Below are 22,297 nucleotides of genomic sequence, written 5' to 3' on the forward strand. Positions count from 1 at the left end.
GCGCCGCTCCGCTAGGTTTGGCGCTAAGAACAGGAGAGAGTGATGATCGAGACACCCTATCTGCTTTTCCTCGGCGATGCGCCCGATCCGCTGGCGGCCAAGGTCGCCCAGGGCATCAAGGACTGGCGGCCCGAGAATTGCGTCGGCCAGCTGCGCCTCGAGGGCTGCCAGGCGGATATGGGGCTCACCGACATGACGCTCGAGGAGGCCCGCGCCGCCGGCGCCAAGACGCTGGTGATCGGCGTGGCCAACCGCGGCGGGGTGATTTCCCAGGCCTGGAAAGAGGTGCTGCTGGCCGCGCTCGATGCTGGCTTCGACATCGCCAGCGGGCTGCACAACCTGCTGCACGACGAGGCGGACCTCGCGGCCCGCGCCGAAGAGCGCGGCCGCGCGCTGCACGACGTGCGGGTGCCCGAGGTGCAATACCCGATCGCCGACGGCAAGAAGCGCCAGGGCAAGCGGGTGCTGGCCGTGGGCACCGATTGCTCGATCGGCAAGATGTACACCGCGCTGGCGCTGGACGCCGAGATGAAGAAGCAGGGCATGAAGTCCTCCTTCCGGGCGACCGGCCAGACCGGCATCCTGATCACCGGCGAGGGCGTGCCGCTCGACGCGGTGGTGGCCGACTTCATGGCCGGGGCGGTGGAATGGCTGACGCCCGACAACGACCCGGACCACTGGGACGTGATCGAAGGGCAGGGCAGCCTCTACCACGTCTCCTACTCGGGCGTGACCATGGCGCTCATTCACGGTGGCCAGCCGGATGCGCTGATCCTCTGCCACGAGCCGACCCGCACCCATATGCGCGGGCTGCCCGACTACAGCCTGCCGAGCCTCGAGGAGCTGCGCGAGCTGTCCCTGACGCTGGCTCGGGTGGCGAACCCGGCCTGCCAGGTGGTGGGCATCTCGGTGAACACCAAGGCGCTCTCGGACGAGGAAGCCGACAGCTACCTGGCCGGCCTCGAAGAGCGGCTGGGCCTGCCGGCGGTCGATCCCTACCGCCACGGCGCGGGCAAGCTGGTCGCGGCGCTGGCCAAGGTCTGAGCCGCGCGCAGCCCGGGCGCCCTGCGCGGCGCCCGGATGCCGCATCGGACAAGGGTATTCAGCCAGGATCGAACAGGGGGTCGAGATGACCATCGAAGTGACGCGCGACGTCTTCCGCCTCGCCGAGGCCTTCACCATCAGCCGGGGCTCGCGCACCGAGGCCAAGGTGCTGACCGTCCGGGTCACCCGCGACGGCGTAACCGGGCAGGGCGAATGCGTGCCCTATGCGCGCTACGGCGAAACGCTCGACAGCGTGACATCCGAGATCGAGGGGCTCGACCCCAGGATCAGCCGCGCCGCGCTGCAGGAGGCGCTGCCCGCGGGTGCCGCGCGCAACGCGGTCGATTGCGCGCTCTGGGACCTCGAGGCCAAGGCTGCCGGCAAACGCGTCTGGGAGCTCGCGGCCCTCGCCGCCCCGGGCCCCGAGATCACCGCCTACACGCTGTCGCTCGACACGCCCGAGAAGATGGAGGCCTCGGCCCGCAAACACGGCCACCGCCCGCTTCTGAAGATCAAGCTCGGCACGCCCGACGACATGGCCCGGCTCGAGGCCGTGCGGCGCGGCGCCCCCGAGGCGCGGATCATCGTCGACGCCAACGAGGGCTGGACCGCCGAGGTCTATTCCGAACTGGCCCCGCATCTGGCCCGGCTGGGCGTCGCGCTGGTCGAACAGCCGCTGCCCGCGGGCGAGGACGAGGCGCTGATCGGGCTCGACCGCCCGGTGCCGCTCTGCGCCGACGAAAGCTGCCACGACCGCGCCTCGCTGCCCGAGCTAGAGGGCAAATACGACGTGGTGAACATCAAGCTCGATAAGACCGGCGGGCTGACCGAGGCCCTGGCCCTGCGCGAGGACGCCCGGGCGCGCGGCTACGGCGTGATGGTCGGCTGCATGGTCGGCTCGAGCCTCGCCATGGCGCCCGCGACGCTGGTCGCCCAGGGCGCGCAGGTGACCGATCTTGACGGCCCCCTGCTTCTGGCCGAAGACCGCGACACGCCGCTGCGCTTCGACGCCGCGGGCGTGCACCCGCCCGAGGCGGCGCTCTGGGGCTGAGCGCGGCCGCCGCATCGATCAAGGAGAGACCCGCATGACCCGCACCGTCTACGTGAACGGCGACTACCTGCCCGAGACCGAGGCCAAGGTCTCGATCTTCGACCGGGCCTTCCTGATGGCCGATGGCGTCTACGAGGTGACCAGCGTGCTCGACGGCAAGCTCATCGACTTCCCGGGCCACGCCAAGCGGCTGGAGCGGTCGCTCTCCGAGCTGGACATGCCGAACCCGGTGACCACCGAGGAGCTGCTGGAGATCCACCGCGAGCTGGTGGCCCGGAACGGCATCGAGGAGGGGCTGGTCTACCTGCAGATCACCCGCGGCGCGCCCGCCGATCGCGACTTCGCCTTCCCCGACCCCGAGACCACGCCGCCGACCATCGTGCTGTTTACCCAGAACAAGCCGGGGCTGGCCGCGAGCCCGGTGGCTGAAAAGGGCATCAAGGTCATCTCCATCGAGGACCAGCGCTGGGGCCGCCGCGACATCAAGACGGTGCAGCTTCTCTACCCCTCGATGGGCAAGATGATGGCCAAGAAGGCCGGGGCGGATGACGCCTGGATGGTCGAGGACGGCTTCGTCACCGAGGGCACCTCGAACAACGCCTATATCGTCAAGGGCAACACCATCGTGACCCGGGCGCTGTCGAACGACATCCTGCACGGGATCACCCGCGCCGCCGTGCTGCGCTTCGCCGAAGAGGCGCAGATGCAGGTCGAGGAGCGGAACTACTCCATCGAGGAGGCCAAGACCGCCGACGAGGCCTTCATCACCTCGGCCTCGACCTTCGTGATGCCGGTGGTCGAGATCGACGGCGCCCCGGTCGGCGCGGGCACGCCGGGCCCCAAGGCCCGCCGCCTGCGCGAGATCTACCTCGAGGAAAGCCGCAAGGCCGCGGTCTGATCTAGCCCGCCCCGAGGTCGACCTGCTGGTAAAGGCAGCCGGTCTCGGGGTCGAAGCTGCCGGCCCGGCCGCTCAGCCGCTCGGGCAGTTCGAACTCCGCGCAGAGCCGGTATTCGCCGGGGTTCAAGACCTCGTAGCGGTAGGGCGCCTCGGTGAAGGGATCGCTGCGGCGGATGTCGTAGTGGCAGCTCTCGCCGGGGGACAGGTCCTCGGGCAGGGTGTCGCCGCCGGTCGCTGCCTTGCAGGCCACCAGGCTCGTCAGCCCCAAAAGGTCCGAGAATCGCGCCTCGTCGCGGGCCTCGGCGCGGCCCTGGCCGGGGCCGCCGACCTGCCAGAAGGCCGAGGCCACCAGGAGCAGCGCCAGTCCACCTATGCCCGCGACCGCCAGCCGGTCCGGGGCCGGGCGGCGCGCCTCGGCCATGAGCCCGCGGATGTAGAGAAAGACCAGCCCCGCCGCGAGCGCCACCAGAAGCGCCTTGGCCAGGAAGCGCGGCGTCAGCTCCCCGGAAAGGAAGGCGTAAAGCACCGCCACCGCATCGCCGATCAGCGCCGCGGCGGCCAGAAGCAGCAGCACATGCCCGAGCCAGGCGCGGCTGCGCGAGCGCGCCCCCGCGGGATCGCCCTGCCGGTTGGTGACCATGCGCCGGTCGAGCAGCAGGAACAGCGGCACGAAGATCACCAGGTTGGCGATGGCCCACCGCATGGTGCCGCTGAAGCCGCCGTAGCGCGGCGCATCGGCGGGGTCGGGAAACCAGCGCCCGATCAGCGAAAAGCCCAGCGTGACGAGATAGCCGATGCTGACGCCCAGCGAGAGGAACATCAGCGCGTAAAGGAACGCCTCGCGCGCGCCGAGCGCCGGGCCCGGACGCGGCACGGGCTGGCCTTCGGGCCCCTCGGCCCAGGCCTCCAGCGCGGCGCGTGTCTCGGCCTCGGACCAGCCGGCGCCGGTCAGCGCGCGGGTGATCTCGGCCCGCGATGTGCCGCGGGCCAGCGCCTCGCGCACGTAGTCGTCGCGCCGGACCTCGGGGCGCATGGCCTAGCCCTTCTTGCCGACGTTCTGGTCGAAGGCGGTTTGGAAGGCCTCTTGTTTCCCGGGCGCGGCCTCGGTCTGGTAGTTGGCCTTCCACTCGGCCATGGTCATGCCGTAGAAAATCTCGCGCGCCTCGTCCTTCTGCATCTCGATGCCGCGTTCATTGGCGGCCTCCTGGTACCAGCGCGACAGGCAGTTCCGGCAGAAGCCCGCGAGGTTCATCATGTCGATGTTCTGGACGTCGGTGCGCTCTTCCATCAGGTGCTGGCGCAACCGGCGGAACGCGGCGGCTTCAAGCTCGGTGCGGGTTGTATCGTCCATCGCGGCCTCCTACTGACGCTTTGGTCATAGGTCGGATGTTTTGGGCATCGGCGCAAGGGGCGGGTCATGCCGCTGTCGCAGTGCCCTGCGAGAGGCAGGGCAGGGCCCCGCCGGGCTTGCATCCGGCGCCCGGCTTCGGTTGGAGTTGAGGCGCGAGACGAGATGCGTCATAAGCGCGGTGACTGATAGCGGTAACGGCGCGAAGCGCGGACAGGAGCAGGACGATATGAGACGGATGCGTAACGTGAAGATCGTGGCCACGCTGGGCCCGGCCTCTTCGACCTACGAGATGATCCGCGCGCTGCACGAGGCGGGGGCGGATGTCTTCCGGCTTAACATGAGCCACGGCACCCACGAGGAAATCGCCGAGCGGCACGCGATCATCCGCCAGGTCGAGGAAGACCTCGGCACCACCATCGGCATTCTGGCCGACCTGCAGGGCCCGAAGCTGCGCGTCGGCGCCTTCGCCAACGGCGAGGAGGAGCTCGAGGAAGGCCAGTCCTTCCGGCTCGACCTCGACAGCGCCAAGGGTGACGCTAAGCGCGTGACCCTGCCGCATCCCGAGATCTTCCAGGCGCTCGAGCCCGGCGCCTCGCTGCTGGTCAACGACGGCAAGATCCGCCTCAAGGTCGAGGCCTGCGGCAAGGATTTCGCCGATTGCACCGTGGTGGTCGGCGGGACCATCTCGAATCGCAAGGGCGTGAATGTGCCCGACGTGGTTCTGCCGCTCGCGGCGCTCTCCGAGAAGGACCGCACCGACCTGGAGTTCGTGGCCGACCTCGGCGTCGAATGGCTGGCGCTCTCCTTCGTGCAGCGCGCCGCCGACGTGGAAGAGGCGCGCCGGCTCGCCAAGGGCCGCGCCGCGATCCTGTCGAAGATCGAGAAGCCCGCGGCCGTGAAGGCCTTCGACGAGATCCTCTATGCCTCCGACGGCATCATGGTCGCGCGCGGCGACCTGGGCGTCGAACTGCCGGTGCAGAACGTGCCGCCGATCCAGAAGCGCCTGATCCGCAAGTGCCGCGCCGCGGCCAAGCCGGTGATCGTCGCGACGCAGATGCTCGAATCGATGATCGAGAGCCCGATGCCGACCCGCGCCGAGGTCTCGGACGTGGCCACCGCGATCTACGAGGGCTCGGACGCGATCATGCTCTCGGCGGAATCGGCGGCGGGCGACTACCCGATCGAAGCGGTGACGACGATGAACAACGTCGCCTGCGAGGTCGAGAGCGACCCGACCTACACCGAGATCATCGAGGCCTCGCGCCTCGCCGACAAGCGCAGCGTGGCCGATGGCATCGTCGCCGCCGCCCGCGAGATCGCGGAGAGCGCCAAGGTCAAGGCGATCTGCTGCTACACCCAGTCGGGCACCACGGCGCTCCTGGTGGCGCGCGAACGCCCGCGGGTGCCGATCCTGGCGCTGTCCTCCTCGAAGTCGACGGCGCGGCGGCTGGCGCTGACCTGGGGCACCAAATGCGTGACCATCGGCCCGCTCGACCGGTTCAAATCGGCGGTGGTCGATGCCGCCAAGGCGGCGCGCGAGCTGGAATATGCCACCACCGAGGATCTGATCGTGGTGACCGCCGGGGTGCCCTTCAACACCACCGGCACCACCAACATCCTGCGCGTGGCGCCCTGCGACGAACGTTTGATCTACGCCACCGACCCGGAATAACCTGTGTCCCGGTAAGCAGGACGGGGGCAGGGCGATGACGCCGGATATCGCGCTGGCGCTGGGGGTCTTTTTCCTGGCGCTGGCGATCACCTCGGGGCTGGCCGCCCTGAGCGAGGGGCGGCGTCCCTACGTGGCGCTCCTCCTGCTGATCGGCGCGGGGGCCGCGGGGGTGCACGCCTGGCAGGCGACCGAGGGCGGGCTGGTCCTGGCCGATGTGCCCATGGCCTTTTACCGCATCATCGCCAGCCTGCGCTGATCGCTCTCACCGAAGACTTGCAATCGCATCGGACCGCTTGTAAGGGGGCGGCTCTGACGTCGCGCGGCCGGCCAGGTGGCATTGCCGAGTTGCGTGGAACGACGCTCAAGCCAAGGAGATGGAAATGCCCAAGATGAAGACCAAGTCGAGCGCCAAGAAGCGCTTCAAGATCTCGGCCCGCGGCAAGGTGATCGCGGCTCAGGCCGGGAAACGCCACGGCATGATCAAACGCACGAACAAGTTCATCCGCGACGCGCGCGGCACGACGACCCTGTCGGAGCCCGACGCAAAGATCATCAAGGGCTATATGCCCTACGATCGCTGATCCCACGGATACGAGAAGGAGCTAGATCATGTCTCGAGTCAAAGGTGGGACCACGACCCACGCCCGTCACAAGAAGATCACCAAGGCAGCCAAGGGTTACTACGGCCGCCGCAAGAACACCTTCAAGGTCGCCACGCAGGCGGTCGACAAGGCGAACCAATACGCCACGCGCGACCGCAAGAACCGCAAGCGCAATTTCCGGGCGCTGTGGATCCAGCGGATCAACGCCGCGGTGCGTGCGCATGACGAATCGCTGACCTACTCGCGCTTCGTGAACGGCCTGTCGAAGGCCGGCATCGAGGTCGACCGCAAGGTGCTCGCCGATCTCGCCGTGCACGAGCCCGAAGCCTTCGGCGCGATCGTCGACAAGGCGAAGGGCGCGCTGGCCGCATAAGCGCCGGACGCTGATCGCAGATCATCGAAAGCCGCTCCCTCCGGGGGGCGGCTTTTTTCTTTGGGGGATGCCGGGCGGTGTCGGCCCGCCGGGCGGCCTCACCGCAGCGCCGGGTCGGCGGCGCGCAGAGCCTCGGCCAGATGCGCGGCGATCCGGGCGGAGCCCTGGGGCGAGGGGTGCAGCCGGTCCGGCGCGAATAGCTCGGCGCGCTCAGGCGGCATGACCGCGCCCATGTCGGCCAGGACCACGCCCGGATCGGCCTCCGCCATGGCGGTGAGCCGCTCGGCGAGAACGTCGTAGGGTCGGCGGCAGATCGTGCCGGCGTAGATCGGCGAGGTGTAATAATCCGCCCAGAGGACGCGCGCGCCCTTGGCCCTCTGCGCCGCGACCAGCTCGGCGATGGCGCCGGAGCGACCGTCGGGCGACAGGAGCCGGTCGAGCACCGCGCCGCAGTCGTTGCAGCCGCAGTCCCCGCGCAGGTCGTTGCCGCCGCCGTCGAGCACCACCCAGGTGGGCGAGACGCCGGTGAGCTGGTTGGGGATGCTGAGCGCCCCGCGCGCGCGGGTGACGCGGGCGAGCGGCAGGGAGACGTCGCCCACCGGCCGGCCGAGCCGGGCTTTGAGGCCATCGGCGACCGAGGCGCCCTCGATCCGGTTCCAGGCCATGATGGAATCGCCCGCGACGACGATCTCGGCGCCGGGCGGCACGCCGCGCCCGCAGGCGCTGGCCAGGCAGAGGAGGGCGGCGATCAGGAGCGGGCGCATGGCATCCTCCGGGAGGGGGCTCGGGTCGGGCTCTGCCTGAGGCACCTAGCGCGATTGCCCGCAAGGGCAGGGGCCGCGCCTCGCGCGTGACCCGGGATTGTCCGCTTGAAGCAGGCCAAGCGGCGCTGTAGCAGGGGCCGCGAGCATGTGAGGGGCCCCGCAATGGAAGATCTGCGTCAGAAATACATCGACCGCATCGCGCAGGCCGGCGACGAGGACAGCCTCGAGTCGCTGCGCGTCGAGGCGCTCGGCAAGAAGGGCGAAATCAGCCTGAAGATGCGCGAGCTGGGCAAGATGTCGCCCGAGGAGCGCAAGACCGCGGGCCCCGCGCTGAACGCGCTCAAGGACGAGATCAACAGCGCGCTGGCCGCCAAGAAGGAGGCCCTGGGCGATGCCGCGCTCGAGGCACGGCTGCAGGAGGAATGGCTCGACGTGACACTGCCGGGGCGCAGCCGGCGGGCGGGTTCGATCCACCCGATCAGCCAGGTCACCGAGGAGGTCACCGCGATTTTCGCCGACATGGGCTTCGCGGTCGCCGAGGGGCCCCAGATCGACACCGACTGGTATAATTTCGACGCGCTGAACATCCCCGGCCACCACCCCGCGCGGGCCGAGATGGACACCTTCTACATGCACCGCGACGAGGGCGACAATCGCCCGCCGCATGTGCTGCGCACCCATACCTCGCCGGTGCAGATCCGGCACATGGAGAAGCACGGCGCGCCCTGCCGGATCATCGCGCCGGGCCGGGTCTACCGCGCCGATTACGACCAGACCCATACGCCGATGTTCCACCAGGTCGAGGGGCTGGCCATCGACCGCGAGATCTCCATGGCCAACCTCAAGTGGGTGCTCGAGGAGTTCTTCGCCGCCTTCTTCGAGGTGAAGGGCATCAAGACCCGCTTCCGGGCCTCGCATTTCCCCTTCACCGAGCCCTCCGCCGAGGTCGACATCCAGTGCTCCTGGGAAGACGGCCAGCTGAAGATCGGCGAGGGCGACGGCTGGCTCGAGGTTCTGGGCTCGGGCATGGTGCACCCCAAGGTGCTGGAAGCCGCGGGCGTCGATCCCAAGGCCTGGCAGGGCTTTGCCTTCGGCATGGGCATCGACCGGATCGCCATGCTGAAATACGGCATCCCGGACCTGCGCGCCTTCTTCGACAGCGACCTGCGCTGGCTGCGCCACTACGGTTTCTCGGGGCTGCAGGTGCCGACGCTGCACGGCGGTCTGTCGCGCTGAGGGCGGGCGCGATCCGCGACGCGGATCGCGGGTCGGTTTTCGACGCGAAAACCCTCCGACCCGCCCCGCTTTCCCCGCGGGAAAGCGCCCCGCTCTTTCCGTGAAAGAGCGCAGCCCCCGCCCCCCGGGCCCGCCGGCCCCGGGCCTTCCACCCCGCTGCCCGATCCGCTAGGAGACCGGCAACACGGCAAGCAGAGAGCGCGCGAGACATGAAGTTCACCCTGTCCTGGCTGAAGCACCACCTCGAGACCGAGGCCTCGGTCGCCACGATCGCCGAGACGCTCACCGACCTCGGGCTCGAGGTCGAGGGCGTCGACGACCCCGCCGAGCGCCTCGGCGCCTTCACCCTGGGCCGCGTGATCGCCGCCGAGAAACACCCCGATGCCGACAAGCTGAAGGTCTGCCGGGTCGAGACCGACGCGGGCGAGACCCAGATCATCTGCGGCGCGCCCAATGCCCGCGAAGGCATCACCGTGGTGATCGCCAAGCCCGGCACCTATGTGCCCGGCATCGACACCACCATCCAGGTCGGCAAGATCCGCGGCGTCGAGAGCCACGGCATGATGTGCTCCGAACGCGAGATGGAGCTCTCGGAGGAACACTCCGGCATCATCGAGCTGCCCTCGGGCGAGGTCGGGCAGCGCTTCACCGACTGGCTGGCCCAGAACGACCCGGACAAGATCGACCCGGTCTTCGAGATCGCCATCACCCCCAACCGGCCCGACGCGCTGGGCGTGCGCGGCGTGGCCCGCGACCTCGCGGCGCGGGGGCTGGGCAGGCTCCTGCCGCGCGACACCGACCCGGTGCCGGGCCAGTTCGCAAGCCCGATTTCCGTCACCATCGACGAGGCGGCCCGCGAGGCCTGCCCGGTCTTCTACGGCCGGCTGATCCGCGGCGTGAAGAACGGCCCCAGCCCCGACTGGCTGCAGCGCCAGCTCAAGGCCATCGGCCTGCGCCCGATCTCCTTCCTCGTGGATGTGACCAACTTCTTCACCTACGACCGCAACCGCCCGCTGCATGTCTTCGACGCCGACAAGGTCTCGGGCGACCTGCGGGTGCATCTCTCCGAGGGCGGCGAGAGCTTCGCGGCCCTCGACGACAAGAGCTACAGGCTGGCCCCGGGCATGACGGTTATCTCGGACGACAGCGGCGTCGAGAGCCTCGGCGGCATCATGGGCGGGCTCGAGACCGGGGTGACCGAGGAGACGGTGAACGTCTTCCTCGAGGCGGCCTTCTTCGACCCGGTGCGCACCGCGCATACCGGTCGGGCGCTGAAGATCAATTCGGACGCGCGCTACCGCTTCGAGCGCGGCATCGACCCGGCCTGGACCCCGCATGGCATCGAACATGCGACCCGGATGATCCTCGATCACGCCGGGGGCGAGGCCTCCGAGGTGGTCATCGCCGGCGCGCTGCCGGATCATTCCCGCGCCTACAAGCTCGACACCGCGCGTTGCCAGAGCCTCGTCGGCATGGAGATCGCCCCCGAGGTGCAGCGCACCACGCTCGAGGCCCTGGGCTTCACGCTGGACGGCGACATGGCCCAGGTGCCCTCCTGGCGGCCCGATGTGCTGGGCGAGGCCGACCTCGTCGAGGAGGTGGCCCGCATGGCCTCGCTCACGCAGCTCGAGGGCAAGCCCCTGCCGCGCCGCGAGCCGGGCGTGCCGAAGCCGATCCTCTCGCCCATGCAGATCCGCGAGCGCACCGGGCGACGCAGCGCCGCGGCGCTCGGCTACAACGAATGCGTGACCTACAGCTTCATCGACAGCCGCGCGGCCGAGCTTTTCGGCGGCGGCGGCGATGCGACCATGCTGGCCAACCCGATCTCCTCGGAGATGAGCCACATGCGGCCCTCGCTTCTGCCGGGGCTCCTGCAGGCGGCGGCGCGCAACCAGGCGCGCGGCATGGCCGACCAGGCGCTCTTCGAGCTGGGCTATGCCTTCTCGGGCGGCGAGCCGGGCGAGGAGCACCAGCTTCTGACCGGCCTCCTGGTCGGGCGCACCGGGCCGAAGGACGTGCATGGCGCCTCGCGGCTGGTCGATCTTTACGACGCCAAGGCCGATGCCGAGGCGCTCCTGGCCGCCATGGGCGCGCCGCGCAAGATGCAGATCCAGCGCGGCGGCTCGGACTGGTGGCACCCCGGGCGCCACGGCGTCCTCTGCCTCGGCCCGAAGAAGGTGCTGGGCGTCTTCGGCGAGCTGCACCCCAAGGTGCTGCGCGCGCTCGACGTGAAGGGCCCGGCGGTGGGCTTCACCCTCTGGCCGGGCGAGATCCCGATGCCGAAGAACAGCGCCACCACCCGTCCGGCACTGGCGCAGAGCGACCTGCAGCCGGTCGAGCGCGACTTCGCCTTCGTGGTCGACACAGAGGTTCAGGCGCTGGACCTCGTGAACGCCGCGGCGGGCGCCGACAAGGCGCTGATCGAGGAGGTCCGGGTCTTCGACGAGTTCATCGGCGGCAGCCTCGGCGAGGGCAAGAAATCCCTCGCCATCACCGTCCGCCTGCAGCCGGTCGAGAAGACGCTGAAGGAAAAGGACATCGAGGCGGTGGCCGCCAAGATCGTCGAAAAGGTCACCCGCGCCACCGGCGGCAGCCTGCGCGGCTGAGCCGAGCCTCTGGGCCGCCCGCCCGGGCGGCCTAGCTCAAGCCCGAGAAGGGCGATCCCGAAGGAGGAAGCGACATGGGCCTGAACGTCTACCTGGCGGGCGAGATTCACACCGACTGGCGCGAGCAGATCATCGACGGCGCGCAGGGTCTGGACGTGACCTTCTCGGGCCCGGTCACCGATCACGCGGCCTCGGACGATTGCGGCGTGGCGATCCTCGGCGCCGAGGAGCAGAAGTTCTGGCACGACCGCAAGGGCGCGCTGGTGAACGGCATCCGCACCCGCAAGGCGCTCGAGGATGCCGATGTGGTGGTTGTGCGCTTCGGCGAGAAATACAAGCAGTGGAACGCTGCCTTCGACGCGGGCATCGCCGCGGCGCTCGGCAAGAGCCTGGTGGTCCTGCAGCCGCCCGAGCACGACCACGCCCTGAAAGAGGTCAATGCCGCCGCCGCCGCCGTGGCCCGCGCGCCCGGGGAAGTGGTGGAGATCCTGCGCTACGTGCTGACCGGGCAGTTGCCGGAATAACACGGAACGGGCCCCGCGGGGCCTGCCTGCCCGCCCCTGAGGCGGGGTCTTGAGGTTTCATCTCGCCCGGCAAGAGGCGAGGCGCTATGCACGTCCCCGCCCCGCGGGTTTTTCGCGGGGGGCCTCTGACACCATTCGGGACGTCGCTTCATGATCAGTGAATTCAAGGACTTCATCGCCAAGGGCAATGTCATGGACATGGCCGTCGGCATCATCGTCGGCGCGGCTTTCACCGCCATCGTGACCTCGCTTGTCGGCGATATCATCAACCCGATCATCGCGCTCTTCACCGGCGGGATCGATTTCTCCGGCTGGTTCTACACGCTCGACGGCTCGGACCAGCCCTCGCTCGAGGCCGCCCGCGAGGCCGGGGTGCCGGTCTTCGCCATCGGCTCCTTCCTCATGGCGGTGATCAACTTCCTGATCGTGGCCTTCGTGGTCTTCCTCTTGGTGAAGACGGTGAACCGGATCAAATCCGCCGCCGAGAAGCCCGACGAAGTGGCGCCCTCGGTGCCGACCGGGCCCTCGCAGGTGGACCTGCTGATCGAGATCCGGGACGCATTGAAGAAGTAGTTTTTTGGGGGCGTTTGGGGCTGGGGGCGCTTGCGGTTCCGGCTTTGGGCGCCTGTTGCGCGGGCGAGGGGGCTGTCTGCCCCCTCGCGCTCCCCCGAGAGGTATTTAAGGCCCGGTCATGCAGGCGAGGCGGGGCGCGGGGTGGTGAGCGTTGTGGGTTGGATTTGGGGGTGTGTGACGGCAGCATCGGAGGGCGGCGCTTTGGGCCTTGCGTGCGTGCGGCACCGAGGGCGGTTCCGCCAGCGTCGACGGTTGATCAGCGCCGAAGGTCGCTCATTTGGCGCTTTCTTGCGCCCGAATAGCATCGAAGATGCCGGGCGCGCGCCGGACCGGCCCCTTGGGCCGGCGCTCCTTGGGATGGCGCGCTTAGCTTACCTCTAGCCCTGACCTTGCCGGGATAAAGCGCGTAGCCCGGCGGTCAGCAGCGCCGGCCCCCGGCCCGGCGCGCGCCCTCTGTGGCACGTAGTGGGCCCGGGAGTAGCGCCAGCCCGGAGCGCCCTCCGCGGAAAGGGGTGGACCGGAGCGCAGCGCCAGCCCGGAGCGCCCTCTGTGGCGAGGGTATGGACCGGGGCGCAGCCTCGGCCCGGAGCACCCTTTGTGGCGAGGCGGTGGACCGGGGACGCAGCCTTGGGCCCCCACGCCCTCAGGCGGACTTCAGCACCAGCTGCGGCGAGGTCACGTCGATGCCGAGCGCCCGGCCGACCGCGAAATAGGTCAGCTTGCCGCCGTGCACGTTCAGCCCCTCGAGCAGGTGCGGATCGTCCAGCATCGCCTGCTTCCAGCCCTTGTCGGCCAGCGCCAGCATATGCGGCAGCGTCGCGTTGCCGAGCGCCAGCGTCGAGGTCCGCGCCACCGCGCCGGGCATGTTGGCCACGCAGTAATGCATGATGCCGTCGACCTCGTAGACCGGGTCCTGGTGGGTCGTGGGCTTCGAGGTCTCGAAGCAGCCGCCCTGGTCGATCGCCACGTCCACCAGCGCCGCGCCGGGCTTCATGTCGGAGAGATCCGCGCGGCTGATCAGCTTCGGCGCGGCGGCGCCGGGGATCAGCACCGCGCCGATCACCATGTCCGAGGCGCGGGCGACCTCGGCGGTGTTGGCCTGGGTCGCGTAGAGCGTCTTGAACTCGCCGCGGAACATGTCGTCGAGCTGCTTGAGCCGCGGCAGCGAGCGGTCGAGCACGGTCACATCCGCGCCCATGCCGGCGGCGATCCGCGCCGCATGGGTGCCGACCACGCCGCCTCCGATGACGGCGACGCGCGCCGGCGAGACGCCGGGCACCCCGCCCATCAGCACGCCGCGCCCGCCGTTGGCCTTCTGCAGGGTGCAGGCGCCCATCTGCGGGGCAAGCTTGCCCGCCACTTCGGACATCGGCGCCAGGAGCGGCAGCCCGCCGCGCGGATCGGTCACCGTCTCGTAGGCGATGCAGGTCGCGCCCGAGGCGATCAGGTCATGGGTCTGTTCGGGGTCGGGGGCGAGATGCAGATAGGTGAAGAGCACCTGGCCCTCGCGCAGCATCTTGCGCTCGGCCTTCTGCGGCTCCTTGACCTTCACCACCATGTCGGCCTCGGCGAAGATCTCCTCGGCGCTGTCGACGATCCGGGCGCCCTGGGCGCTGTAATCGCCGTCGGGGAAGCCCGCGCCCTCGCCGGCGCCGGACTGGATCAGCACCTCGTGGCCGTGCGCGATGGCCTCGGCGGCGGCGCCGGGGGTGAGACCGACGCGGAACTCCTGCGCCTTGATCTCCGTGGGACATCCGATCTTCATGGCTACCTCCCGTATCTCCTTCTCGCGAGCCTGCCAGAGGACGCGCGCAATGTGTGTGACAATTCGCTGGCACCTCGCGGTGATCTGCGCAAGAATCCAGCGGCAACGAGGCTCAACGTCGAAGGATCTTGCGGACCATGACGCTCGACACGATGGATCGTCGACTGCTGGGGCTCCTGCAGAAGCGCGGGCGGATCTCCAACGCCGACCTGGCCGAGGCCGCGGGGCTGTCCTCCTCGGCCTGTCACCGGCGCGTCGCCCGGCTCGAGGCCGAGGGCTACGTCTCGGGCTACGTGGCGCTTCTGGACGCCCGGCGGCTGAGGATGTCGGCCACGATCTTCGTCGAGATCACCCTGACGCATCAGTCCGACGAGACGCTCGACGCCTTCGAGACGGCGGTCCGGCGCATCCCCAACGTGCTGGAATGCCACCTCATGGCCGGCACCGCGGACTACCTGGTGAAGGTGGTCGCCGAGGACACCGAGGACTTCGCCCGCATCCATCGCCAATACCTCACAAGGCTGCCCGGGGTGGCGCAGATGCATTCCTCTTTTTCGCTGCGCGAAGTGCAGAAAACCACCGCGCTGCCGCTCTGAGACCCGCGCCCCGGGGCAAAAAAACCGGAACTCCGGGGCCGCAAGGGGGTTGAATGGCATCGACCCGGGCCCGTAGAGGGCGCGACGCAAGAACCACAAGCAACCACAGGGACCGCAGGCGCGCCCCCCGAGGTGCGGCGCTGCGTCAAGGATCTATGAATCATCACGACAAGATGAAGCAGGAGCCGCTCCTGTTTTTTCCCAGGGTCAACCGCACGGTCTTTTCCGTCTCGGCGATCCTGATCATCGGGTTCATCATCTTCGGTGCAACCTTCAACGACACCGCCAGCGCGCTCTTCTCCGGGATGCAGTCCTGGCTCGCCGGCAACCTTGGCTGGGCGATGATCATCCTGGTCAACGTGCTCCTGATCGCCGTGGTCTGGCTGGCCTTCGGCCGCTTTGGCGACATTCGGCTGGGCCGGATGACCGAGGAGCCCGCCTATGACCTCTTCTCCTGGACGGCGATGCTGTTCTCGGCGGGCATCGGCATCGGCCTGATCTACTGGGGCGTGGCCGAGCCGCTTTATCATTACTTCGCGCCGCCGATCGGCGACCCGGAGACCCAGGAGGCCGCGCAGCAGGCCATGGTGATCTCCTTCATGCACTGGGGTTTCCACGCCTGGGCGATCTACGCCATCGTGGCGCTGAGCCTGGCGTATTTCCACTTCCGCAAGGGGCTGCCGCTGACCATCCGCTCGGCGCTCTATCCCGTGCTCGGAGACCGGATCTACGGCTTCTGGGGCGACGTGGTGGACATCCTCGCGGTCTTCGGCACGATGTTCGGCATCGTCACCTCGCTCGGCCTTGGCGCCATGCAGATCAACTCGGGCCTGGGCCAGGTCCTGGGCATCGAGCAATCGGCGACCATGCAGATCCTGATCATCGCCGCGATCACCGCCATGGCGACGCTTTCGGTGGTGGCGGGTCTCGACGGCGGCATCAAGCGACTGTCGAACATCAACATCCTGCTGTCTCTCCTGTTCCTGGTGTTCATGGTGGTCGTCGGGCCGACGCTCTTCATCTTCGACACCTTCGTGCAGAGCTACGGCGCCTATGTGCGCGACCTCGTGCAATGGGGCACCTGGGCCGAGGCCTGGACCGATGGCGGCACCTGGCAGAACTCCTGGACCATCTTCTACTGGGCCTGGTGGGTGAGCTGGGCGCCCTTCGTCGGCGTCTTCGTCGCCCGCATCAGCCGCGGCCGGACCATCCGGCAGTTCCTGATCGGCGTCATGCTGATCCCGGCGACGATCATGTTCTTCTGGTTCGCGGCTTTCGGCGGCACGGCGCTGCAGATCTCGCTGGGCGGGGATCCGACCATCGTGAACGCAACCAAGGAGGCCTATGGCGACGCGATGTTCGCGCTCCTGGACTACTTCCCGGCCTCCGAGCTGATGTCCGGCTTCGCCATCGTGCTGATTGTCCTGTGGTTCGTGACCTCCTCGGACTCGGGCAGCTTCGTGATCGACATGCTGACCGCCGGGGGCGATCCGAACCCGCCGAAGGTGCAGCGCATCTTCTGGGCGGTCTCCGAGGGCGCCGTGGCCTCGGTCCTGCTCTTGGCGGGCGGTCTCTCGGCGCTGCAGGCGGCCGCGGTGGTCGCGGGCTTCCCCTTCGCGGTTGTGGTGCTGCTGATCCTCTTCGGGCTGATCCGGGCGCTGTCCTGGGATCCGCTGATGGTCTATCGCCACAACAAGCAGTACCGCGACGACGACGAGGCGGACCACGCCATGCCCTCGGAGCTGCCGGGCGAGCTTTACGGCTCCGACCCGACGCCGCCGCCGAAGGCGCAGCCGAGCCCCGCGGAGTGAGGCTCTACCGCTGAGCGCGGTGGGATGAGATTGGAGGCGCCCCGTGGCCGGAGAGGCTGCGGGGCGTTTTCGTGTGGGGGGGAGGGGGGTGGTGGGGTGCGGCAGGGCGTGGTGCGACGGCAGGCCCGGTGGCAGGGCGCGGGATCGCGCCGGCGGCCCCGGTTGCAGGGCGCGGGATCACTGCAACAGGCCCGTTGGCCGCTGCCGCCAGCCGGGGCACCGGCCTGCGCGCGGCGCAGGACGAACACGCGCGGTCCCCTTGCGCCACCAAGAACTGGCCACCCACCCAACAGCCCGCCCCCCTCACAACGCATCCCAACAGAGGGCGCGCACCGGACCGGGGGCCGGCGCTGCTGCCTTTTGAGCGAAGCGCTTTATCCCAACAAGGTCAGGGCTAGAGGTCAGCTACGCACGCCGCCCCAAGGAGCGCCGGCCCAAGGGGCCGGTCCGGCGCGCGCCCGGCACCTTCGGTGCTATTCGGGCGCAAGGAGGCGCGTGGGAAGGCTGAGGGCGGGCTTGGCACCTTCGGTGCTGATTGGGGCAAAGGGGGTGGAGCGCGCATCAGTAGGCGTGGGTGCGGCAGAGAGGTGGTGGCAGCGAAGGCGGGGCACCTTCGCTCATCGGGTAGCGCAGAGGCCCGGAGTGCGTGTGGGCGGTGCTAGACGGTGTTCCGCTCTCTGGTCCGTTCTCAACCGTTCACTCGGGACGATCATCCCCCATCCACGACCGCACGCGATCCTCTACAGCCTCCCCATCCACCACCGCACCCAATCCCCCCTTCCACTCCTCCACCCCATCAACCCACCCCCCACCCGCCCTTGCGCCCGCCGGGCGCTTCGGCAAGTGTCGGGCGCAAGAGGAGGACCGGCATGGCGGCAGAGCGGATCGAGGCGGATTACATCGTCGTGGGCGCGGGCAGCGCCGGCTGCGTCCTGGCGCGCAGGCTCTCGGACGCGGGCCACAGCGTGCTCCTGCTCGAGGCCGGCGGGCGCGACAACTACCATTGGGTGCACATCCCGATGGGCTACCTCTACTGCATCGGCAACCCGCGCACCGACTGGATGTTCAAGACCCGCCCCGAGCCGGGGCTGAACGGGCGCGAGCTGCTCTATCCGCGCGGGCGCATCCTCGGCGGCTCCTCGGCGATCAACGGCATGCTCTACCTGCGCGGCCAGGCGGCGGATTACGACGGCTGGCGGCAGATGGGCCTCACGGGCTGGGGCTGGGACGAGGTGCTGCCCTATTTCCGCAAGAGCCAGGACTACGTCGAGGGCGAGAGCCCGCACCACGGCGCCGGCGGCCCCTGGCGGATCGAGAACCAGCGGCTGAAGTGGCAGGTGCTCGACGACTGGATGGAGGCCGCCGCCGCCGAGGGCCTGCCCAAGGTCGGCGACTTCAACACCGGCGACAACGAGGGCGTGGGCTATTTCCGCGTCAGCCAGAAGCGCGGCTGGCGGGTCTCCATGGCGAGCGCCTTCCTCAAGGGCGCCGACAAAACCCGCCTGCGGATCGAGACCGGCGCCCAGGTCATGCGGCTCGTCACCGAAGAGGGCCGCGTGAGGGGGCTGATCTTCGACCAGCAGGGCACCCCCCGCGAGGCCCGCGCCCGGAGCGAGGTGATCCTCTCGGCGGGCGCCATCGGCTCGCCGCAGATCCTCATGCTCTCGGGCATCGGGCCGGGGGAGCATCTGGCCGAGCGGGGCATCGCGGTTGCGGCCGACAGGCCCGGGGTCGGCGGCAACCTGCAGGACCATCTGCAGCTGCGCTGCGCCTGGCGGCTGACCGGGGCCAAGACGCTGAACCAGCTGGCCAATTCCTGGATCGGCAAGGCGCGGATCGGGCTCGAATACGCGCTCTCACGCTCGGGGCCGATGTCCATGGCGCCCTCGCAGCTCGGCGCCTTCGCGCGCTCGCGGCCGGACCTGGCGACGCCGGACCTCGAATACCACGTGCAACCGCTGTCGCTGCCGGCCTTCGGCCAGCCGCTCGATCCCTTCCCGGCGGTGACCGCCAGCGTCTGCAACCTGCGCCCCGAGAGCCGGGGCACGGTGCGGCTCTCCGGGCCGGACTTCCGCGCCGCCCCGGAGATCGCGCCGAACTACCTCGCGACCGAGGGCGACCGCCGCGTCGCCGCCGATGCGATCCGGCTGACCCGCCGGATCATGGCGCAGGCCCCCATGGCGCGCTACGCCCCCGAGGAGCTGAAGCCCGGAGACGCGCTCCAGAGCGACGCCGAACTGGCCCGGGCGGCGGGCGACATCGGCACCACGATCTTCCACCCGGTGGGCACCGTGGCCATGGGCGCCGAGGAGTCGGCGCCGCTCGACGCAAGGCTGCGGCTGCGCGGGCTCTCGGGGCTGCGGGTGGTCGACGCCAGCGTGATGCCGCGGATCACCAGCGGCAACACCAACGCGCCGACGGTGATGATCGCCGAGAAGGCCTCGGACATGATCCTGGAGGACGCGCGGGGGTGAGCGGGGGCGGGTGCCGGGGCGGCTTGGGCCGTTTTATTTAAGCGGGAGCTGCTGGGACGCGGTGATCCGCGCCGGGTTCGGCACCTAGACGCTCAAGCGCCGGATGGCTCCGCACGGGTCATTCTGAAATCGGCGGGCGGCTCGAACACCGCCACAAGGGCAGAGCGCCCCGCGCATCGGGCGTATCGCCGCCCAGAAACGACAAACCCCCGCGGGCAGAACCAGCGGGGGCATCTATGACCGGGCCGAGGCCCGATCGTGTCCGAAAGGCTGCCTCAGAGCAGACCTTCGCGCTGCGCCTTCTTGCGCGCCAGCTTGCGCGCACGGCGGATCGCTTCGGCCTTCTCGCGGGCTTTCTTCTCGGAGGGTTTCTCGAAATGCTGCCGAAGCTTCATCTCGCGGAACACCCCTTCACGCTGGAGCTTTTTCTTCAGCGCACGAAGAGCCTGGTCGACGTTGTTGTCGCGAACACTCACCTGCATGTGGTTGTCACCACCTTTCTAGGTTGAAGTTACAAGGAATTGCAGGAGGTGGCCGTATAGCAAAGGGATGCTAGCTTGTCTAGGGTGCCGCTGACCCGGAAATTCCACCGGAAAGGATGCCTCTCATGAGTGACGAGACAAGCGAGAAGCTGATCGAGGCCGCGCTGATGCATGTGCCCTTCGACGGCTGGACCGAGACCACCTTCCGCGCCGCCCTGCGCGACGCCGAGGTCGACCGCACGGTGGCCGAGGCGCTGTTTCCGCGCGGCGCGGTGGACTTGGCGCTGGCCTTCCACCGCCGCGGCGACGCGCGCATGCGCGCCCGCATCGAGGAGACCGACCTGAGCGGCATGCGCTTCCGCGACAAGGTGGCCTTTGCCGTCCGCGCCCGGATCGAGGCCGCCGAGGACCGCGAGGCGGTGCGGCGGGGCACGACGCTCTTTTCCCTGCCGCCCTATGCGCCCGACGGGGCCCGGGCGATCTGGGGCACCGCGGATGCGATCTGGACGGCGCTGGGCGACACTTCGGACGACGTGAACTGGTACACCAAGCGCGCGACGCTCTCGGGGGTCTATTCGGCGACGCTGCTCTACTGGCTGGGCGACGATTCGATCGACCACCAGGCGACCTGGGAGTTCCTCGACCGCCGGATCGGCGACGTGATGAAGATCGAGGAGGCCAAGGCGCGGGTGAACCGCAACCCGGTGCTGTCGCGGATGCTCGCCGTGCCGACCCGGGTGATGGGCGGGATCAAGCCGCCGAAGCGCCGGGAGGATCTGCCGGGGCAGACGGGGATGTGAGAGGGGGTTGGGGGCTTGAGCGGTTAGAAGCCTCTCTAGGCCCCTGCCAACAGCGCTCCAAGCTGAGCAGCAGGGGTCTGTGCCCCTGCTGCCCGCGCTCCAAGAGAAGCTGTAGAGAAAGGTGGCCTCGAGCGTTCTGAACGCTCCGCCACAACCCGCGCTGCCTTGTCGGCCTGGAGGACCCAGAATGGGCCAGTCGCCATCACGAATGAAAACCACCGCACCCCATTCCGCGCCCCTCCTTGCGCCCGAATAGCACCGAAGGTGCCGGGCGCGCGCCGGACCGGCCCGATGGGCCGGCGCTCCTTGGGATGGCGTGCCTAGCTCTCAGTGAGCAATGACCTTGCTGCCATAAAGCGCATAGCTCGAAGCTCGGCAGCGCCGGCCCCCGGTCCGGCGCGCGCCCTCTGTTGAGACGTGTGGGCTGGGGCGGCGCGTCCCCCGGGAAAGAGGCGGACCGCACCACCTACCTGCGGTGAGAGACGTGCTCGATGCCGGGACAGGCTGGGCAGGGGGGCGTCCGTCTCCCGCGAACGACAAAACAGCCCCGCACTCCTTCCCATCCCCTCCGCCAACACCCACACCCCCTCAACCCCGCCCCCTCCCCGCAAACCGAGTTGCCACTCCCGCCGCGAGCAGCCAGTCTCCCGCCAACGTCACCAAGGGTCCAAGGCAAGGGAGACAGGACATGGCCGAGATGATGCGCGCGGTGGAGATATCCCAGAGCGGCGGGCCGGAGGTGCTCACCCCGATCACCCGCGCGCGGCCCGAGCCCGGCCACGGCCAGGTGCTGATCAAGGTCGCTTATGCCGGGGTGAACCGCCCCGACGCGCTGCAGCGGGCGGGCAATTACACCCCGCCGCCGGATGCCTCGGACCTGCCGGGCCTGGAAGCCTCGGGCGAGGTCGTGGCGCTTGGCCCCGGCGCCGAGGGCGTGGCGCTCGGCGACCAGGTCTGCGCGCTCCTGCCCGGGGGCGGCTATGCCGAGTATGTCGTCACCCCGGCGGCGCATTGCCTGCCGGTGCCCAAGGGCCTCTCGCTCAAGGAGGCCGCCTGCCTGCCCGAGACCTATTTCACCGTTTGGTCCAACGTCTTCATGCGCGGCGGGCTCACGGGCGGCGAGCGCATCCTGATCCACGGCGGCTCCTCGGGGATCGGCACCACCGCGATCCAGCTGGCGCGGAACGCCGGGGCCCGGGTCTTCGCCACCGCCGGCTCGGCGGAGAAATGTGCCGCCTGCGAGAAGCTCGGCGCCGAACGCGCGATCAACTACCGCGAGAAGGACTTCGTCGAGATCCTGCGCGCCGAGGGCGGCGCCGACTTGATCCTCGACATGGTGGGCGGCGATTACATCCCGCGCAACATCAAGGCGCTGGCCGACGACGGGCGGCTGGTGCAGATCGCCTTTCTCTCGAGCCCCAAGGTCGAGATGAACTTCGCCCCCCTCATGGTGCGGCGGCTGACCTTCACCGGCTCGACCCTGCGCCCGCAGTCGGTCGCCGCCAAGGCCCGCATCGCCGAGGAGCTGCGGACCCATGTCTGGCCGCTGCTCGACGCCGGCACCGTCGGGCCGATCATGGATTCGGAGTTCCCGCTCGAGGAGGCGCGGGCCGCCCACGAGCGCATGGAGGGCTCGACCCATATCGGCAAGATCGTCCTCAAGGTCGCAGACTGA

21 protein-coding genes are annotated in these 22,297 nt (G+C 69.4%); 16 read left to right on the plus strand and 5 right to left on the minus strand.

Features of this window, described 5'->3' with window-relative positions:
- The first annotated feature begins 42 nt into the window (after positions 1–42).
- The 3 genes from dgcN to LR948_RS15610 all read left to right on the plus strand — a co-directional run bounded on the left by dgcN (position 43) and on the right by LR948_RS15610 (position 2,993).
- Positions 43–1,044, plus strand: coding sequence for an N-acetyltransferase DgcN (gene dgcN / locus LR948_RS15600; RefSeq protein WP_232755012.1), 1,002 nt, complete (start codon positions 43–45; stop codon positions 1,042–1,044).
- Positions 1,045–1,129: 85 nt separating this feature from the next.
- Positions 1,130–2,095 carry an N-acetyl-D-Glu racemase DgcA gene (dgcA, locus tag LR948_RS15605; RefSeq protein ID WP_232755013.1) on the plus strand — a complete coding sequence of 322 codons (966 nt, stop codon included), beginning with the start codon at positions 1,130–1,132 and terminating at the stop codon, positions 2,093–2,095.
- A gap of 34 nt (positions 2,096–2,129) precedes the next feature.
- Positions 2,130–2,993, plus strand: coding sequence for a D-amino-acid transaminase (locus LR948_RS15610; protein WP_232755014.1), 864 nt, complete (start codon positions 2,130–2,132; stop codon positions 2,991–2,993).
- 1 nt (position 2,994) lies between these two features.
- Here LR948_RS15610 and LR948_RS15615 read toward each other — a convergent pair whose 3' ends face one another.
- Together LR948_RS15615 and LR948_RS15620 are read right to left on the minus strand one after the other, a co-directional pair.
- Positions 2,995–4,026: a DUF5671 domain-containing protein gene (locus LR948_RS15615; RefSeq protein WP_232755015.1), complete on the minus strand. Its 1,032-nt coding sequence runs from the start codon at positions 4,024–4,026 to the stop codon at positions 2,995–2,997.
- A 3-nt stretch (positions 4,027–4,029) separates the two neighbouring features.
- Positions 4,030–4,344 carry a DUF1244 domain-containing protein gene (locus LR948_RS15620; protein WP_232755016.1) on the minus strand — a complete coding sequence of 105 codons (315 nt, stop codon included), beginning with the start codon at positions 4,342–4,344 and terminating at the stop codon, positions 4,030–4,032.
- A gap of 226 nt (positions 4,345–4,570) precedes the next feature.
- On the opposite strand from LR948_RS15620, the gene pyk reads away from it, so the two are divergent.
- The 4 genes from pyk to rplT all read left to right on the plus strand — a co-directional run bounded on the left by pyk (position 4,571) and on the right by rplT (position 6,991).
- Positions 4,571–6,016: a pyruvate kinase gene (gene pyk, locus LR948_RS15625; RefSeq protein ID WP_232755017.1), complete on the plus strand. Its 1,446-nt coding sequence runs from the start codon at positions 4,571–4,573 to the stop codon at positions 6,014–6,016.
- 34 nt (positions 6,017–6,050) lie between these two features.
- Positions 6,051–6,272, plus strand: a complete 222-nt coding sequence (locus LR948_RS15630) for a hypothetical protein (protein ID WP_232755018.1) — start codon at positions 6,051–6,053, stop codon at positions 6,270–6,272.
- A gap of 124 nt (positions 6,273–6,396) precedes the next feature.
- The gene (gene rpmI, locus LR948_RS15635) at positions 6,397–6,597 is read left to right on the plus strand and encodes a 50S ribosomal protein L35 (RefSeq protein WP_232755019.1); all 201 of its coding nucleotides are present in this window, start codon (positions 6,397–6,399) and stop codon (positions 6,595–6,597) included.
- Positions 6,598–6,625: 28 nt separating this feature from the next.
- Positions 6,626–6,991, plus strand: a complete 366-nt coding sequence (rplT, locus tag LR948_RS15640) for a 50S ribosomal protein L20 (RefSeq protein ID WP_232755020.1) — start codon at positions 6,626–6,628, stop codon at positions 6,989–6,991.
- A gap of 98 nt (positions 6,992–7,089) precedes the next feature.
- On the opposite strand, the gene LR948_RS15645 is transcribed toward rplT, so the two are convergent.
- Positions 7,090–7,755, minus strand: coding sequence for an SGNH/GDSL hydrolase family protein (locus LR948_RS15645; protein ID WP_232755021.1), 666 nt, complete (start codon positions 7,753–7,755; stop codon positions 7,090–7,092).
- A 162-nt stretch (positions 7,756–7,917) separates the two neighbouring features.
- Between LR948_RS15645 and pheS the strand changes: the two genes are divergently transcribed.
- The 4 genes from pheS to mscL all read left to right on the plus strand — a co-directional run bounded on the left by pheS (position 7,918) and on the right by mscL (position 12,694).
- Positions 7,918–8,991 (plus strand): phenylalanine--tRNA ligase subunit alpha, encoded by a 1,074-nt coding sequence (pheS, locus tag LR948_RS15650; protein WP_232755022.1) that lies wholly within the window; start codon positions 7,918–7,920, stop codon positions 8,989–8,991.
- A 209-nt stretch (positions 8,992–9,200) separates the two neighbouring features.
- Positions 9,201–11,597: a phenylalanine--tRNA ligase subunit beta gene (pheT, locus tag LR948_RS15655; RefSeq protein ID WP_232755023.1), complete on the plus strand. Its 2,397-nt coding sequence runs from the start codon at positions 9,201–9,203 to the stop codon at positions 11,595–11,597.
- Positions 11,598–11,671: 74 nt separating this feature from the next.
- The gene (locus LR948_RS15660) at positions 11,672–12,121 is read left to right on the plus strand and encodes a YtoQ family protein (protein ID WP_232755024.1); all 450 of its coding nucleotides are present in this window, start codon (positions 11,672–11,674) and stop codon (positions 12,119–12,121) included.
- A 150-nt stretch (positions 12,122–12,271) separates the two neighbouring features.
- A complete protein-coding gene (mscL, locus tag LR948_RS15665) occupies positions 12,272–12,694 on the plus strand; it encodes a large conductance mechanosensitive channel protein MscL (RefSeq protein ID WP_232755025.1) in 423 nt (140 codons plus the stop codon).
- 643 nt (positions 12,695–13,337) lie between these two features.
- Here mscL and ald read toward each other — a convergent pair.
- Entirely contained in the window at positions 13,338–14,459 is a 1,122-nt protein-coding gene (gene ald, locus LR948_RS15670; RefSeq protein WP_232755026.1) for an alanine dehydrogenase, read from the minus strand.
- 137 nt (positions 14,460–14,596) lie between these two features.
- On the opposite strand from ald, the gene LR948_RS15675 reads away from it, so the two are divergent.
- The 3 genes from LR948_RS15675 (at position 14,597) to LR948_RS15685 (ending at position 19,340) form a co-directional block, all read left to right on the plus strand.
- Entirely contained in the window at positions 14,597–15,055 is a 459-nt protein-coding gene (locus LR948_RS15675; RefSeq protein WP_232755027.1) for an Lrp/AsnC family transcriptional regulator, read from the plus strand.
- 155 nt (positions 15,056–15,210) lie between these two features.
- Positions 15,211–16,866 carry a BCCT family transporter gene (locus LR948_RS15680; protein ID WP_232755028.1) on the plus strand — a complete coding sequence of 552 codons (1,656 nt, stop codon included), beginning with the start codon at positions 15,211–15,213 and terminating at the stop codon, positions 16,864–16,866.
- Positions 16,867–17,735: 869 nt separating this feature from the next.
- Positions 17,736–19,340 (plus strand): GMC family oxidoreductase, encoded by a 1,605-nt coding sequence (locus tag LR948_RS15685; RefSeq protein WP_232755029.1) that lies wholly within the window; start codon positions 17,736–17,738, stop codon positions 19,338–19,340.
- A 275-nt stretch (positions 19,341–19,615) separates the two neighbouring features.
- Here the strand turns inward: LR948_RS15685 and rpsU are convergent, their stop codons facing one another.
- Entirely contained in the window at positions 19,616–19,822 is a 207-nt protein-coding gene (gene rpsU / locus LR948_RS15690) for a 30S ribosomal protein S21 (RefSeq protein ID WP_007818122.1), read from the minus strand.
- 116 nt (positions 19,823–19,938) lie between these two features.
- Here rpsU and LR948_RS15695 point away from each other — a divergent pair, with 116 nt between their 5' ends.
- Both LR948_RS15695 and LR948_RS15700 read left to right on the plus strand, forming a co-directional pair.
- Positions 19,939–20,622 carry a COQ9 family protein gene (locus LR948_RS15695; RefSeq protein WP_370634983.1) on the plus strand — a complete coding sequence of 228 codons (684 nt, stop codon included), beginning with the start codon at positions 19,939–19,941 and terminating at the stop codon, positions 20,620–20,622.
- A gap of 688 nt (positions 20,623–21,310) precedes the next feature.
- Positions 21,311–22,297, plus strand: a complete 987-nt coding sequence (locus LR948_RS15700) for an NAD(P)H-quinone oxidoreductase (RefSeq protein ID WP_232755031.1) — start codon at positions 21,311–21,313, stop codon at positions 22,295–22,297.

The organism is Roseivivax sp. GX 12232 (assembly GCF_021272185.1).
In the GTDB taxonomy this organism is placed as follows: domain Bacteria; phylum Pseudomonadota; class Alphaproteobacteria; order Rhodobacterales; family Rhodobacteraceae; genus Roseivivax.

Excerpts from the sequence above, each read along its gene's own strand:
- dgcN (WP_232755012.1), top strand. The coding sequence starts at position 43 with ATGATCGAGACACCCTATCTGCTTTTCCTCGGCGATGCGCCCGATCCG.
- dgcA (WP_232755013.1), top strand. The coding sequence starts at position 1,130 with ATGACCATCGAAGTGACGCGCGACGTCTTCCGCCTCGCCGAGGCCTTC.
- LR948_RS15610 (WP_232755014.1), top strand. The coding sequence starts at position 2,130 with ATGACCCGCACCGTCTACGTGAACGGCGACTACCTGCCCGAGACCGAG.
- LR948_RS15615 (WP_232755015.1), bottom strand. The coding sequence starts at position 4,026 with ATGCGCCCCGAGGTCCGGCGCGACGACTACGTGCGCGAGGCGCTGGCC.
- LR948_RS15620 (WP_232755016.1), bottom strand. The coding sequence starts at position 4,344 with ATGGACGATACAACCCGCACCGAGCTTGAAGCCGCCGCGTTCCGCCGG.
- pyk (WP_232755017.1), top strand. The coding sequence starts at position 4,571 with ATGAGACGGATGCGTAACGTGAAGATCGTGGCCACGCTGGGCCCGGCC.
- LR948_RS15630 (WP_232755018.1), top strand. The coding sequence starts at position 6,051 with ATGACGCCGGATATCGCGCTGGCGCTGGGGGTCTTTTTCCTGGCGCTG.
- rpmI (WP_232755019.1), top strand. The coding sequence starts at position 6,397 with ATGCCCAAGATGAAGACCAAGTCGAGCGCCAAGAAGCGCTTCAAGATC.
- rplT (WP_232755020.1), top strand. The coding sequence starts at position 6,626 with ATGTCTCGAGTCAAAGGTGGGACCACGACCCACGCCCGTCACAAGAAG.
- LR948_RS15645 (WP_232755021.1), bottom strand. The coding sequence starts at position 7,755 with ATGCGCCCGCTCCTGATCGCCGCCCTCCTCTGCCTGGCCAGCGCCTGC.
- pheS (WP_232755022.1), top strand. The coding sequence starts at position 7,918 with ATGGAAGATCTGCGTCAGAAATACATCGACCGCATCGCGCAGGCCGGC.
- pheT (WP_232755023.1), top strand. The coding sequence starts at position 9,201 with ATGAAGTTCACCCTGTCCTGGCTGAAGCACCACCTCGAGACCGAGGCC.
- LR948_RS15660 (WP_232755024.1), top strand. The coding sequence starts at position 11,672 with ATGGGCCTGAACGTCTACCTGGCGGGCGAGATTCACACCGACTGGCGC.
- mscL (WP_232755025.1), top strand. The coding sequence starts at position 12,272 with ATGATCAGTGAATTCAAGGACTTCATCGCCAAGGGCAATGTCATGGAC.
- ald (WP_232755026.1), bottom strand. The coding sequence starts at position 14,459 with ATGAAGATCGGATGTCCCACGGAGATCAAGGCGCAGGAGTTCCGCGTC.
- LR948_RS15675 (WP_232755027.1), top strand. The coding sequence starts at position 14,597 with ATGACGCTCGACACGATGGATCGTCGACTGCTGGGGCTCCTGCAGAAG.
- LR948_RS15680 (WP_232755028.1), top strand. The coding sequence starts at position 15,211 with ATGAATCATCACGACAAGATGAAGCAGGAGCCGCTCCTGTTTTTTCCC.
- LR948_RS15685 (WP_232755029.1), top strand. The coding sequence starts at position 17,736 with ATGGCGGCAGAGCGGATCGAGGCGGATTACATCGTCGTGGGCGCGGGC.
- rpsU (WP_007818122.1), bottom strand. The coding sequence starts at position 19,822 with ATGCAGGTGAGTGTTCGCGACAACAACGTCGACCAGGCTCTTCGTGCG.
- LR948_RS15695 (WP_370634983.1), top strand. The coding sequence starts at position 19,939 with ATGCCTCTCATGAGTGACGAGACAAGCGAGAAGCTGATCGAGGCCGCG.
- LR948_RS15700 (WP_232755031.1), top strand. The coding sequence starts at position 21,311 with ATGGCCGAGATGATGCGCGCGGTGGAGATATCCCAGAGCGGCGGGCCG.